A 13,098-nucleotide genomic window follows, 5' to 3' on the forward strand; every position below is an offset into this window, starting at 1 on the left:
CGAGCCGGCATCGGTGACCTCGGTTCGAAGCTGTGAGCGGCCGGGGACATCGCGAAGCCAGGTGTCCGTGGTAATATTAAGTGTTTCCCAATCCGCTCGCCCGAGGTGCTTCCACCGGGACGCCTGCGCCACGATAACAGGGTGCGCGGAGGCCCGCCCCCAGTCAACGGTCCGTGGGTGCCGCTGGAGTGGCACTCCAGTGCCCGACCTGACGGGGTCCGCCGTTCGTCGCTGTGGTGCGGCGCGGCCTTTTTTCTTGGTTCAACACGCTCATGCCGGAGTTTGCAAAAGAAGTTCTGCCCGTCAACCTGGAAGACGAGATGCGGCAATCCTACCTCGATTACGCGATGAGCGTGATCGTGGGTCGGGCCCTGCCCGATGTCCGGGACGGTCTCAAACCGGTTCATCGTCGTGTCCTCTTCGCGATGAATGAACTGGGCAACGATTGGAACAAACCCTACAAGAAATCGGCCCGCGTCGTCGGCGACGTCATCGGTAAATACCACCCGCATGGCGACACCGCGGTCTATGACACCATCGTCCGCATGGCGCAGACCTTCTCGATGCGGTACATGCTCATCGACGGTCAGGGCAACTTCGGTTCGGTCGACGGCGACGCCCCGGCGGCGATGCGTTACACCGAGGTTCGGATGGCGCGAATCGCCCACGCGCTGCTCGATGATCTCGACAAGGAGACGGTCGATTTCGTTCCGAACTACGACAACACCGAGAACGAACCTGCGGTTCTGCCGGCGCGCTTTCCCAATCTCTTGGTCAACGGCTCCTCGGGCATCGCCGTTGGCATGGCGACGAACATCCCGCCACACAACCTCGGTGAGATCATCGAGGCCTGTCTTCTGTTGATCGAGGACCCGCAGGTCGGGCTCGAGGGGCTGCTGGAGCGGGTTCCGGGTCCGGATTTCCCGACCGCCGGATTGATCAACGGCATCCGTGGCATCCGCGAGGCCTATCAAACCGGCCGCGGGCGGGTCGTGATGCGCGCCCGCACCCACACCGAGACCGAAAAGCGCAGCGGTCGCGAGGCCATCATCGTCACCGAGCTCCCTTATCAGGTCAATAAGGCTCGCTTGCTCAAGAGCATGGCCGATCTGGTCAAGGACAAGAAGATCGAAGGCATCGCCGAGTTGCGCGACGAATCCGACAAGGACGGAATGCGGATCGTCATCGAGCTCAAGCGCGACTGTTATCCGGACGTGCTGCTGAACAACCTCTATCAGCACACGCAGATGCAGACGGTGTTCGGCATCAATATGGTGGCGCTGGTCGATGGTCGCCCGCGTCTGTTGAACCTCAAGCAGATGCTCGAATACTTCCTGCGCCATCGCCGCGATGTAGTGACCCGCCGGACCCTGTTCGAGCTACGCAAGGCTCGCGACCGCGCCCATGTCCTCGAGGGTTTGGCCGTGGCCTTGGCGAACCTCGATGAGGTGATCGCGCTGATCCGTGCCGCGGCAACGCCGGCGGAAGCCAAGGCTGGGCTCCTGGCGCGGGCCTGGCGGCCTGGTGCCGTGATCGGGATGCTCGAGCGCACCGGAGCCACCGAGACTCGGCCCGAGGACCTGGCCGCCGGCCTGGGTCTCGGCGACGACGGCTATCGCCTCAGCGAGACCCAGGCCCAGGCGATCCTTGACCTGCGTCTGCATCGCCTGACCGGTCTGGAACAGGACAAGATCCTCAAAGAGTTCGAGGAGATTCTCGAGAAGATCGCCGAGCTTCTGTTGATCCTCTCGAGCCCGGACCGGCTGATGCAGGTGATCCGCGATGAACTGACGGCGATCCGCGATCAGTTCGGCGACGCACGCCGGACCGAAATCCTCATCGATCACGCGGACCTGACGCTCGAGGATCTGATCGCGCCGGAGGACATGGTCGTGACCATGTCGCACCTCGGCTACGTCAAGGCTCAGCTGCTCAGCGAGTATCAGGCGCAGCGGCGTGGCGGCAAGGGACGCAGCGCGACCACGATCAAGGACGAGGATTTCATCGATCGCATCTTTGTCGCCAATTCGCTCGATACGGTACTCTGCTTCTCGAGTCGCGGCCGCGTCTACTGGCTCAAGGTCTACGAGCTGCCGCAGGCCAGCCGCAATGCGCGCGGCCGCCCGATGGTCAATCTGCTTCCGCTGGAGCAGGGCGAGCGGATCAATGCGGTGCTGCCGGTCCGCGGCTATGAAGAGGGCTACTTCGTATTCATGGCCACCAGTGCCGGCACCGTCAAGAAGACCCCGCTCAAGGACTTTTCGCGGCCGCTATCGCGCGGCATCATCGCGATCGATCTGCGTCCGGATGAGTACCTCGTTGGCGTGGCGATCACCGATGGCCAGCAGGACCTGATGCTCTTCTCGTCGGCGGGCAAGGCGGTGCGTTTCAACGAAGCCGAGGTTCGCGCGATGGGCCGAACCGCGCACGGCGTCCGTGGTATCCAATTGGGCGACGAACAACGGGTGATCGCACTGCTGGTCGCCGAGCCGGGTACCGTGCTGACCGTGACCGAGAACGGCTACGGCAAACGGACCCCGGTCGAGGACTTCCCCACCAAGGGCCGCGGGATCAAAGGGGTCATCTCGATCCGTACCTCGGCGCGTAACGGGGCCCAGGTCGGTGCCGTGCTGGTGCGGCCCGAGGATGAGATCATGCTGATCACGGTGCGCGGCACGCTGGTGCGGACCGCGGTGGGGGGGATCCCGGTGCTGGGTCGAGATACCCAGGGCGTCAAGCTGATCAACCTCGGCGATGGCGAGAGGCTCGCCTATGTCGAGCGGATCGTCGCCCTCGAGAATGGGGATGAGCCGACCGAGAATGGGGCCAGCGATGGCGATGACCCTGCCGCCAACGGCGATGCCGACCAAGCGGCCGATTGACAGCAACAGTTTCGAACGGAGATTCAACGATGTCCCGACCTTTCAATTTCAGTGCGGGTCCGGCCATGCTGCCCGAGCTCGTGCTGCGGCGTGCGATGGACGAGATGCTCGATTGGCACGGCAGCGGCATGTGCGTCGCCGAGATGAGCCATCGCGGCAAAGAGTTCATGTCGATTGCCGAGCGGGCCGAGGCCGATTTGCGCGACTTGCTCGCGATCCCGGCGAACTACAAGGTCCTCTTCCTGCAGGGCGGGGCCTCGAGCCAATTCGCGATGATCCCGATGAATCTGCTCGGGCGCGGCAACGGTGCCGACTATCTGAACACGGGTTCCTGGTCGAAGAAGGCGATCGCCGAGGCCAAGCGCTTCGGCCCGGTCCATGTCGCCGCGACGACCGAGGCGAGCCGTTTCACCCGGGCGCCGGCGCAGGACGAGCTCGCGCTGCGTGATGAGGCCGCCTATGTCCACTACACGCCGAACGAGACGATCGAAGGGGTCGAGTTTCCCTATGTCCCCGAGGTCGGCGACAAGCCGCTGGTCGCGGACATGTCGTCGACGATCCTGTCGCGACCGATCGAGGTCGCGCGCTTCGGCCTGATCTACGCGGGCGCCCAGAAGAACATCGGTCCAGCCGGCTTGACGATCGTCATCGTGCGCGAGGATCTGATCGGCTCGCCCATCGCCGGCGCGCCGACGATGTTCGATTACCGCACCCATGCCGACAACGATTCGATGTACAACACGCCGCCGACCTATGCCTGGTACTTGGCTGGATTGGTCTTCGCGTGGCTCAAGGATCTGGGCGGGCTCCAGGCGATGGCGGAGATCAACGAACGCAAGGCCGCGGCGCTTTATGCCGCGATCGATGAATCCGGCTTCTATGCCAACCCGGTCGATCCGAGCGCCCGCTCCTGGATGAACGTGCCCTTCACGTTGGCCGATCCGGATCTCGATGCGACCTTCCTGACCGAGGCCAAGGCGGCGGGGCTCCTGACGCTGAAGGGGCACCGCTCGGTCGGTGGGATGCGCGCAAGTATCTACAATGCGATGCCGGAGGAGGGGGTGCGGGCCCTGATCACCTTCATGCAGGACTTCGAACGCCGCTACGGCTGACCCTGTCGTCGCTGTACCCAAACCCGTTCCAGTCCTGTGAGAACCCCGATGTTCAAGATTCAAACGCTCAATAATATCGCGGTGGCCGGCTTGAACCGGTTGCCGCGTGATCGTTACGAGGTCGCCTCGGAGATCGCCCACCCGGATGCGATCCTGGTCCGGTCGGCGAACATGCACGAGATCGAGATCCCCAGCACCGTCAAGGCGATCGGTCGGGCCGGTGCCGGCGTCAACAACATCCCGGTGGCCCGTCTGACCGGTCGCGGCGTCGCCGTCTTCAACGCGCCGGGGGCCAATGCCAATGCGGTCAAGGAACTGGTGCTGGCCGGCATGTTGCTCGCCGCGCGCAATATCGGTCAGGCTTGGCGGTTTGCGCGCGAGCTCGAAGGGGATGACGAGGCGATTCACAAGGCCGTCGAGGCCGGCAAGAAACAGTTCGTCGGGCTTGAGTTGCCTGGCCGAACGCTCGGCGTGATCGGGCTCGGTGCCATCGGGGTCAAGGTCGCGAATGTGGCCCGCGCATTGGGGATGCGGGTGATCGGCTATGATCCGACGATCACGGTCCAGCGGGCCTGGCAGTTGGAATCCGATGTGCAGCCGGCGCTCAGCATCGACGATCTGGTCTCGCGCGCGGACTTCATCAGCTTTCACGTGCCCTTGACCGATGAGACCCGTCACATGATCAATGCCGAACGCATTCGGATCATGCGCCCGGGGGCCGTGTTGCTGAATTTCTCGCGCGACGGCATCATCGACGACGCCGCAGCGGTGGAGGCGCTCGATCAGGGGCATCTCTACGCTTATGTCTGCGACTTCCCGAGCAACCGGCTCAAGGACCACCCACGGGTCATCACGTTGCCGCACATCGGCGCCTCGACCTGTGAAGCCGAGGAGAACTGCGCGGTCATGGTCGCCGATCAGATCCGGGACTACCTGGAGACCGGTAACGTGCTCAACTCGGTGAACTTCCCGGAGATCCAGTTGCCGCCGAACGGCGGCTACCGGCTGGCCGTCGTCAACAGCAACGTGCCGAACATGCTGGGTCAGATCTCGACCGACCTGGCGCAGGCCGGGCTCAACATCCTCGATATGCTGAATCGCTCGCGCGGCGAGGTCGCGGTGACCCTGATCGATGTCGATCAGCCGGTGCCGGCGAACACGGCCACGGCGATCCGCGAGATCGATGGCGTCTTGTCGGTGCGGTGTCTTGGTATCGGCTGTTAGGCCAACGGGGGAGGCATGAGTCAGGAAGCGGAACTGAGCCATGTGCGCGAGCGCATCGATGCGATCGATCATCAATTGATGGACCTGATCGCCGAGCGGGCCGCCTGTGCCCGCCAGGTCGCCTTGATCAAGTCCAAGGCCGGCGATCACCAGTTCTACCGGCCCGAGCGGGAGGCGCAGATCCTGCGGCGGATCAAGGCGGAAAACCCGGGCCCGCTCGACGACGAGGAGATGACGCGTCTCTTCCGCGAGATCATGTCCGCGTGCCTGGCGCTGGAACAACCGCTGGCGGTCGCCTATCTGGGGCCCGCCGGCACCTTCACGCAAACCGCGGCACTCAAGCACTTCGGCCATTCGGTGTCGACCGTACCGCTCGGTACCATCCCGGAGATCTTTCGCGAGGTCGAGGCCGGATCGGTGCATTTCGGCGTCGTACCGGTCGAGAACTCGACGGAAGGTGTCGTCAGCCACACGCTGGACACCTTCATGACCTCGCCCCTGTTCATCTGTGGCGAGGTCTGCGTCCGGATCCATCACCATCTGCTCAGTCTCGAGTCGAGCCTCGCGTCGATCCATTCGGTCTATTCCCACCAGCAATCATTGGCCCAATGTCGCGGCTGGTTGGATCAGAACCTGCCCCACGCCGAACGAGTCCCGGTGGCCAGCAATGCCGAGGCCGCGCGCATGGTCGCCGAGCGCCCGGGAACGGCCGCGGTGGCGAGCGACGCGGCCGCCGAGATCTACGGTCTCGGTTTGGTGGCCACTCGGATCGAGGACGAGCCGGATAACACGACCCGGTTCCTGATCATCGGTCGAGCCGATGCGCCGATCAGTGGCCATGACAAGACCAGCCTGCTGCTGGCCTGTCGGAACGAGGCGGGTGGTCTGCACGCGATGCTGACGCCATTGGCCGATCACAAGATCAGCATGACGCGGATCGAATCCCGTCCGTCACGGCGCGGCGTATGGGACTATGTCTTCTTCGTCGACATCATCGGTCATCGCGAAAACCCGGCGGTGGCCGCCGCGCTCGATCACCTGCGGCGCGAGACGCTGTTTTTGAAGGTCTTGGGCTCCTATCCCGAGGCGGTCCTTTGAAGCCCACAACGGGGTCTGACCCCTGTCCACGGTATTTTCCAGGAAAACGATGAACCAGGTTGACCATCCTTTTCTCGCGCTCGCGGCGCCCGGCCTGGCCGGGTTGACCCCCTATCAGCCAGGCAAACCCATCTCCGAATTGGAACGGGAGCTCGGCATCCGCGATTCGATCAAGCTTGCGTCCAACGAAAATCCACTGGGTCCGAGTCCGCGGGTCGCGGAAGCGATCCGCGCGGCGCTGCCGGAGCTCGGTCGCTACCCCGACGGAGGTGGCTACGAACTGCGCGCCGCGCTGGCCGCCCATCATGGCGTCAGCCCAGCCGCGATCACGTTGGGTAACGGGTCCAACGATTGTCTCGATCTGGTGGCGCGGGTCTTCCTGCAGCCGGGCAGCGAGTCCTTGTTCTCGGCCCATGCCTTCGCCGTCTATCCGATCTCGACGCAGGCGGTCGGCGCGACGGCGCGCGTGGCGCCGGCCCGCGACTATGGACATGACCTGGACGCGATGGCGGCCCTGGTCAATGACCAGACACGAGTCGTCTGGATCGCGAATCCCAACAACCCGACCGGGACCTGGGTCGCGGCCGATGCGTTGCACGCGTTCATCGCCGGGCTCCCGGCGACCTGCGTCGTCGTCGTCGACGAGGCCTATGTCGAATATGTCGAGACGCCCGATTATCCGGATGCGACGCGCTGGCTCGATGACTTTCCGAACCTGATCGTGACCCGAACCTTCTCGAAGGCGCATGGGCTGGCGGCGCTGCGCGTCGGCTATGCCATAAGCGATCCGGCGATCGCTGATCTGCTCAATCGCGTCCGCCAGCCCTTCAACGTCAACAGCCTGGCACAGGTCGCGGCACTTGCGTCCCTGTCCGATGCGGACCACATCGCGCGACATGTCGCGATGAACCGGGCTGGTCTGACGCAGTTGACCGAAGGGTTCGTGCGCCTCGGCCTCGCGTTCATTCCGTCGGTCGGCAATTTCGTCACCGTCGACGTTGGACGGCTCGCGGCGCCGATCAACGACGCCCTGCTGCGCGAGGGCTGCATCGTGCGGCCGGTGGCCAATTATGGACTGCCGAACCATCTGCGCATCACGGTTGGGCTGGAGGCCGAGAACGCGCGGCTGCTGGCCGCGTTGGAAAAGGTTCTCGCGCAATGATCGACCGGCTCGCCGTCATCGGGGTCGGGCTGATCGGAGGCTCGCTGGCGCGCGCCCTGAGGGCCGCGGGGCAGGTTGGCGAGATCGTCGGCTGTGGTCGGTCGAGGGAGCATCTCGAGCGGGCCTTGGATCTCGGCGTCATCGACCGTTTCAGCACCGATCCGGCCGAGGCCGTGGTAGGTGCCGATCTCGTCTTCCTGGCCACGCCCTTGAGCGCGATCCGCCCTACCTTGGCGCGCATCAAGGGGCACCTGCGCGACCAGGCCATCGTGACCGACGGGGGCAGCGTCAAAGGCAGCGTCGTCGAGGATGCACGGGTGGTCTTCGGTCGGGTGCCGCCGCGCTTCGTGCCGGGTCACCCGATCGCCGGCACCGAACGCAGCGGCGTCGAGGCTTCGTTCCCGGAACTCTACCGCCAGCGGCGGGTGATCCTGACGCCCTTGCCCGGCACGGATCCCGAGGCCCTGGACCGCGTGCGCGGGCTCTGGGAACTCTGCGGGGCCGAGGTCTCGCTGATGGATGTCGTCCACCACGACGAGATCCTTGCCGCGACCAGCCACCTGCCGCACCTCTTGGCCTACGGCCTCGTCGATGCATTGGCCCGCATGCGGGAAAACGACGAGATCTTCCGCTACGCCGCCGGCGGTTTCCGCGATTTCACGCGCATCGCCTCGAGCAGTCCGGTCATGTGGCGCGACATCTGCGTCGCCAACCGCACGGCCGTCGGCGACATGCTGCAACGCTTCGCCGTCGAACTCAACGACCTCGCCGACACGATCCAGCGTGGCGATGGCGATCGCCTGCTCGAGATCTTCGCGCGCGCGAAGGCCGCGCGCGACCGCTACGTCGACGGCCCGAACGAGGTTTCGGCGGGCGCGGATGTGCCGCCAAATCGGTCGTCCTCGGCGTCGTGACGCACTGGGGCCTGATGCTGGCGTGGCTCGCCCGCGGCGGTGCTCGGATGCGCGGGGTGGTTGACACAGCGGAAGGCTGGCCTTAACCTGCTTCGGTTTTCCCAACTCTGGAGGTTTTCGGTGAGTACCGATTCTGGTGACAGTAGTCGATCTCGGATCGGCAGCGTGACCTGACAGGCTCGACGGGACCTCTCTCCCCGCGCCTGTTCTGGCGCGGTGCCCTAGCCGGAGCATCTTGATCCGGCCATACAATTCCTTCTACTGGCCTTTCGTTGGCTGTCGCCCATCCTTTCCTTTGGTGGATGGCGCACGGTTGGCGTTGTTGAATCGCCACTCGCCACCCCTCCCGTTATCGAGAGGAGCAAGGTGATGATTCGGTGTGAACTCGAACGGCGAAGCTCCGTGCTTCCGGGGCTGACCGCGTTGGCCGGGCTCATCGGGCGGCATCGTCGACCACGACCAGGTCGCCCGTTGGCGACGCGGAATGAATGGCTGCCGTTGCCGCATCGGCCGATGTCCGGCGAGCGAATCGACGCGCCACTGTATCGGCTCGTGGTCGACTGCCGATCCCGCGCCGTCGCCGAGAAGGCCCTGGCACTCTTGTCACGCGAACTCGATGCGGCGGACTTGGCCGCGCAGCATGTTTTTCGGAAGACGCAGTCAGCCAGCGGGGTAACGAGGTTGACCGTCGACATTCGCTGCGACGCGCCGCGCCGGGTCCATCTCGCACGCTTCGTGAGACAGATGGGGGACACCGCCGGCGTAAGCTCGGTGCGCTGGATGACCCGGCCCTCGGCCGACCACGGCGCCCGCTGAAGCGCACTCGGACCCCGATCGGGCGAGACGGGGACCGGTCGGTTCGCCTTTTGCTCGATCAAGTCGAATTCGCTTCGGCATTCCATTCGCGCGACCGCGAGGAGGGGATTCGGTTGGACCCAGACCCTAAACCGTGGGCCGACGGACCTCGTATCGACTGACCCGCCTCGGCGTATCCGCGGGTCGGTTCGTATAAGGATCCGCGAGCCCTTTCCTGATTCGGTCATCGATCGTGGATCGATGGCGCGCCAATCGTTTTGCCTGCATCCATTGGTTGCTCGCCCGGCTTGTCGTCCGACAAGAGAATCTTGACGCCAGCCATGCGCATCCAGACGCGCGGCGATCGGTGGATCCAATCGAGCCTTTTGGAGGTGTCATCATGGATTATTTCGATGTCGTCGTATCCCTGAAAGGGATCATCGCCACCCGCAACGCGGCCGACTACGCGGTCATCGAGAAACGCGCTCACCCGGCGGATATCGCGGGGGCGCTCGCGCAGCATCCCGCGCGGGACCAGTCGTTGGTGCTGGGCATGGCGTCGCCTGCGGCCCGTGCGGAGGTCTTTGGCTACCTCGACCAGGATCAGCAGGTGAGGATCGCCCAGCATCTGGACCGGCGCCGCCTGGCCGAGCTGTTCCTGAACATGTCCTCGGACGAGCGGGCCGATCTGTACAACCGCCTGTCAGATGACCAGCGCGACACCATCATGCCGGCCCTCGCTCAAGTGGAGCGCGAGGATATCCGGCAGTTGGCGGCCTATCCCGAGAAGACGGTCGGCTCGGTGATGACCTCGGATTACGCGACCCTGAGCCCGGGGCTGACCGCGGCCGAGGCGATCGACGAGCTGCGTCGGGTGGCGCCGGATACCGAGACCATCTATCAAGCCTACGTCATCGACAAGGGCCGGCGATTGATTGGCGTCATCTCGTTGCGAGAACTGATCCTTGCTGACCCAACGGCGCGCATCGGCGATCTGATGAAGCCCAGCCCGGTCTGGATCAGCGCTAGCGCGCCCCGCGAGGAAGCGGTCCATCTGATCGCCAAATACGATCTGTTGGCGGTCCCGGTGATCAACGGGGGTAACATGCTGGTCGGCATCGTGACCTACGACGATGCGATGGACGTCGAGCAGGCCGAGACGGATACGGATTTCCGCAAGGTCGGTGCCGTCAGCGAGCTCGGTCGCGGTCTGAAGGAGGCGTCGATCACGCTGCTCTATCGCAAGCGCGTCTTCTGGTTGGTGCTGTTGGTGTTCGGCAATCTGTTCTCGGGGGCCGGTATCGCCTATTTCGAGGACACGATCCTGGCCTATGTGGCCCTGGTATTCTTCCTGCCGCTGTTGGTCGACAGCGGCGGTAATGCCGGATCCCAATCGGCGACCTTGATGGTGCGGGCCCTCGCGACCGGCGATGTCGTGCTCAAGGACTGGGCGAGCATGTTGGGCCGCGAACTGATCGTCGCCGGTCTGTTGGGCGCGACCATGGCCCTGGCGGTCTCGGGCCTCGGATTGTGGCGCGGTGGGCCCGAGATCGCGCTCGTCGTCGCCCTGTCGATGCAGATCGTGGTCATCGTCGGAAGCCTGATCGGCATGTCGCTGCCGTTCGTGCTGAGTCGGCTCAAGATGGATCCGGCGACGGCGAGTGCCCCGCTGATCACATCGATCGCCGACGCGACCGGTGTCGTGATTTATTTCGCGATCGCCACGACGGTACTCGGGTTGCCGGAGGTCGGTTCGTAACCGCAATGTCATGTCCCTGGACTAGACTGCTCGGAAAATGCAGGGAGCATTCAGCAGGAGCCCGATCATGTCTGTCGAACGCCGTTACAGCACCCGTCATCCAGTCGACTTCCTGGTCTACATTCGGTACCGTCGTCGGCGGTTTTCGGAGGCCGCGGCCCGCAACCTGTCCGTTCAAGGCTTGTACCTCGATGTCAGGGCCTTGACGGTGCCGACCGGGACTTTCGTCGAACTCGAATTCGATTGTCTGGGACGGGAGTGGTTGTTGCCTGCTTTGGTCATCCATCGCGAATCGAACGGGATCGGTATTATGTTCTGTGATCCACAGCCTGAGCTGTATCGCGGGGTGATCGAGACACACGCACATCATGAAGTCAGCAGGCCCGATCTGTTGCGGCCCAGGCGGCCGAACCCGTGGCCCAGACTCGAGTTGTAGCCCTGGCTCTCGCATCGCCCGGGACCTGACGAGTCCATGCGTTCGAGCCCGGCCATGAGTCACTGGCCGGGAGTTCGGACCGGAGCAGAACCGCCAGGATCCGCTCCGGGATACCGGTCAGCACGGGATCCGTGACGCTGTCCGGTTCGCCGGCCGATTCCTGACACCGGAATGCTTGCCGAGTCGATGCCAGTGGGATAGGCTGGCAGCTTCCGTTCCCAGGTTGTCTGGCAAGACCCCGCAGAGCACTTTGTCGAATCGCCTCCGTTCGCCGTGGTGGGCCGATCGTCTCCTCATGTCGATCCTGGCCCGCAGTCGTCTGTGCGCTCCGTTCCGAAATTCCCCGATGTCCTTTGATCTTCTTTTCTCACGCGGGTCCATGATTCTCAATCGTGCGCTGATTTGGAGCCTTGCCGGCCTCATCTACGCGCCGCTCTTCACCGGACTCTACCTCGGCTTCGACACCCTTGGGCTCGATGCCTGGTCCTACGTCCTCGCGGCGGCGCTGGCGGGGGCCGTCGGCGCGATCTTCTACGGCGCGCGAGGGGTAGCCTTGGCGGCAACCGGCATCGGATTGACGGTTGCCACCTTTTTGTTCTTCGCGATGCCAGATCGCTTCGATGTGCCGGGCGTGGCCACGATCGCCGCGCTGGTCGGAGCTGGGTTGGGACTCATCGCCCGCTTCCCCGACCGGTGTTCTCTCGGGGTGCCCGGCAAGGCCTTGGCCGGAGCCATGGGCGGCTTCGCGTGCGGCGGTCTGCTTGCGGCGACGGCGGCGTTTTGGACGGATCTGGTCTCGCTGGCGGTGATTCTGGCCTTTCTCGTGTCGGTCAACGGGATGCTGTATGTGGTTTCGGTCCGTTGGTGGGTCGGCGTGACGACACCCAAATCGCGAACCGAATACTGCAACCTGATCGAATCGTTGGTGATCGCGATCCTGGCTGCCTGCGCCGCCGGCGGCCTCTGGCTCATGGTCGGGCCCATCACGGGTTTCGCCGAAGCTTCCGAGTTGGCCATCAGCCACGCCGTGCAGCGCGAAATCCCGATCGCGGTGATCGGTGGCTTGATCGGTGGCGCCGTGAGTGGCGCCCTGCTCGAGGCCTTTCGGTTCCGGAACGTCTTCGACCTGTGATCGCGCGTTGGCCAGGTCGTTGCCGAACCTGCTCGAATCATGCGACACATACGACAGGCCGGTGGCCCCGATGGCCTCCAGGCTTGTCAACGGCGTCAGGGAAGGGCCTCGACGGCGCTGAACAACTCGCGGTAGCGCTCGCCGAGCGCCTCGGCCATGCCGCTGGCACGGGCCTCCCGGCAACCCCCGGCCTCGCGCAGCATCTCGCCGAACTCCTCTTGCAGGCGCTCGCGGGCTCGGCGGAAGGATCGCTCCGGGAACAGATCGTCCTGCACGCCGACGATCGTGATCCGGAACTTGCTGGTGATCAGTTTGTTCAGGTTCTCGGTGCGACGGCCCGATCGATCCGAGCGACACCGTTCGTGGAAGAGATCGACGAACGCAGCAGCCTCGATCGCCTCGACGAGCAATTGCTGCGTGTCCTCGTCGATGAACGGACGGGCCGTGGCCGTCGGGCCGATGATGAGAATTACGGACAAAAAAAACCAAACAATTGATAACGGCATGATTAACTGAGAATAATCTGAATCTAGGCAACCTCGGCTGCGTCCGCGGACAGATATCATAGCCCCGGTTACATGTCG

Annotated in this window: 11 protein-coding genes; 10 read left to right on the top strand and 1 reads right to left on the bottom strand. The window is 64.3% G+C overall.

Going from position 1 to position 13,098, the window contains the following annotated elements; genetic code table 11:
* The first annotated feature begins 272 nt into the window (after window positions 1-272).
* The 10 genes from gyrA to ABC977_RS12215 all read left to right on the top strand — a co-directional run bounded on the left by gyrA (window position 273) and on the right by ABC977_RS12215 (window position 12,514).
* On the top strand, window positions 273-2,882 hold the full coding sequence (gene gyrA, locus ABC977_RS12170; protein WP_369667535.1) for a DNA gyrase subunit A: 2,610 nt from the start codon (window positions 273-275) through the stop codon (window positions 2,880-2,882).
* Window positions 2,883-2,911: 29 nt separating this feature from the next.
* Window positions 2,912-3,994 (top strand): 3-phosphoserine/phosphohydroxythreonine transaminase, encoded by a 1,083-nt coding sequence (gene serC, locus ABC977_RS12175; RefSeq protein ID WP_369667536.1) that lies wholly within the window; start codon window positions 2,912-2,914, stop codon window positions 3,992-3,994.
* 48 nt (window positions 3,995-4,042) lie between these two features.
* Window positions 4,043-5,218, top strand: a complete 1,176-nt coding sequence (locus ABC977_RS12180; protein WP_369667537.1) for a phosphoglycerate dehydrogenase — start codon at window positions 4,043-4,045, stop codon at window positions 5,216-5,218.
* A 15-nt stretch (window positions 5,219-5,233) separates the two neighbouring features.
* Window positions 5,234-6,316 (top strand): prephenate dehydratase, encoded by a 1,083-nt coding sequence (gene pheA, locus ABC977_RS12185; RefSeq protein ID WP_369667538.1) that lies wholly within the window; start codon window positions 5,234-5,236, stop codon window positions 6,314-6,316.
* Window positions 6,317-6,365: 49 nt separating this feature from the next.
* A complete protein-coding gene (gene hisC, locus ABC977_RS12190) occupies window positions 6,366-7,478 on the top strand; it encodes a histidinol-phosphate transaminase (RefSeq protein ID WP_369667539.1) in 1,113 nt (370 codons plus the stop codon).
* Complete coding sequence (locus ABC977_RS12195) at window positions 7,475-8,392, top strand: prephenate dehydrogenase (protein ID WP_369667540.1); 918 nt, start codon at window positions 7,475-7,477, stop codon at window positions 8,390-8,392. Before hisC ends, ABC977_RS12195 begins: the two co-directional genes overlap by 4 nt.
* Before the next feature lie 369 nt (window positions 8,393-8,761).
* Entirely contained in the window at window positions 8,762-9,208 is a 447-nt protein-coding gene (locus ABC977_RS12200; RefSeq protein WP_369667541.1) for a hypothetical protein, read from the top strand.
* Between the two features lie 379 nt (window positions 9,209-9,587).
* A complete protein-coding gene (mgtE, locus tag ABC977_RS12205; RefSeq protein ID WP_369667542.1) occupies window positions 9,588-10,946 on the top strand; it encodes a magnesium transporter in 1,359 nt (452 codons plus the stop codon).
* Between the two features lie 67 nt (window positions 10,947-11,013).
* A complete protein-coding gene (locus ABC977_RS12210; protein ID WP_369667543.1) occupies window positions 11,014-11,382 on the top strand; it encodes a PilZ domain-containing protein in 369 nt (122 codons plus the stop codon).
* Between the two features lie 379 nt (window positions 11,383-11,761).
* A complete protein-coding gene (locus ABC977_RS12215; protein ID WP_369667544.1) occupies window positions 11,762-12,514 on the top strand; it encodes a hypothetical protein in 753 nt (250 codons plus the stop codon).
* A gap of 95 nt (window positions 12,515-12,609) precedes the next feature.
* Here the strand turns inward: ABC977_RS12215 and ABC977_RS12220 are convergent, their stop codons facing one another.
* Window positions 12,610-12,993, bottom strand: coding sequence for a hypothetical protein (locus ABC977_RS12220; RefSeq protein ID WP_369667545.1), 384 nt, complete (start codon window positions 12,991-12,993; stop codon window positions 12,610-12,612).
* Window positions 12,994-13,098 lie beyond the last annotated feature (105 nt).

The sequence above is a fragment of the Thioalkalicoccus limnaeus genome (assembly GCF_041197575.1).
Lineage (GTDB): Bacteria > Pseudomonadota > Gammaproteobacteria > Chromatiales > Chromatiaceae > Thioalkalicoccus > Thioalkalicoccus limnaeus.